This window comes from Legionella santicrucis (assembly GCF_001468135.1).
Classification (GTDB): domain Bacteria; phylum Pseudomonadota; class Gammaproteobacteria; order Legionellales; family Legionellaceae; genus Legionella; species Legionella santicrucis.
In genome coordinates this window covers 1-857 of record NZ_LNYU01000068.1, presented here as the reverse complement: position 1 = coordinate 857, position 857 = coordinate 1, and the positions used below count along the sequence as shown (strand labels likewise).

Sequence of the window (857 nt, the reverse complement as noted above, 5' to 3'; positions counted from 1 at the left end):
AAACTCATTGTTAGAGCAAACCAAATTGCTTGGCAGGAGCTCAAAAATATGACCGCTTAAAACTGAGTGTGCGTAACATGAGTTAATATTAAAAAACCTATGGGTTTTATTAATTCTCCAATTTTTATAGCATTCCATGTCTCAATTGCTTCTTCTAGAATTCCAAGGCTGCCTAGCATCACAACAAACATATCAGATATTTTTTGCATCATGGTTTTACGTTGTTGCATGGAATCTACAATATGTAATTCATCTAATATTTTTAAAGGCTTTTCTTGTTCAATAAGATGATGGGTAATTATTCCTACTACCCATCCACCATATTCTTTTACGGTGTAAGAGTGAAAAACAAGAGTGATGAGATATCGAGGGGATAAGTTATAAATACCAGTTATCATTGGCCTCCATTCCCGGATTACGTCTTCGCCTAATCCGGACTACGCGCACGCCTCCCATTTAACGCTATAGGAATAATGGTGCCAGCGTAATTGGGCTGTAGTACTTCTAGATATTGACGTCACTCCTGCTGGGGTACCTGTATAAATGATATCGCCTGTTTTTAAAGGGAAAAATTGACTAATATAATTCAACAAATCTTCAGGTTGCATCATCATATCAGAGCCTTTAGCGCGTTGCCGAATAGTACCATCAATGAGCAATTGAAACTCAGTTTCCATGTAATTATTGAACTGATGATATGGAATCCATGGGCCTAGAACAGCGGCATCTTTAAATACTTTTGCTGTTGTCCATGGATGCCCTTGTTTTTTGGCTCTACCCCAACAAACTGAATCTTCTACACATCTTGTTTATCCCAAAGAAACATGATCAAATCACCTCTTTTAAGGTGATGTATG

General features: G+C 37.6%; 1 protein-coding gene and 1 pseudogene. Both read right to left on the bottom strand.

Annotated elements, in window-relative coordinates:
* Positions 1–56 precede the first annotated feature (56 nt).
* Positions 57–398 carry an LOG family protein gene (locus Lsan_RS12525; protein WP_058514572.1) on the bottom strand — a complete coding sequence of 114 codons (342 nt, stop codon included), beginning with the start codon at positions 396–398 and terminating at the stop codon, positions 57–59.
* Positions 399–437: 39 nt separating this feature from the next.
* Positions 438–758, bottom strand: a pseudogene (locus tag Lsan_RS12520) (fumarylacetoacetate hydrolase family protein); the annotation flags it as partial.
* Positions 759–857: the final 99 nt, after the last annotated feature.

Excerpts from the sequence above, each read along its gene's own strand:
- Lsan_RS12525 (WP_058514572.1), bottom strand. The coding sequence starts at position 398 with ATGATAACTGGTATTTATAACTTATCCCCTCGATATCTCATCACTCTT.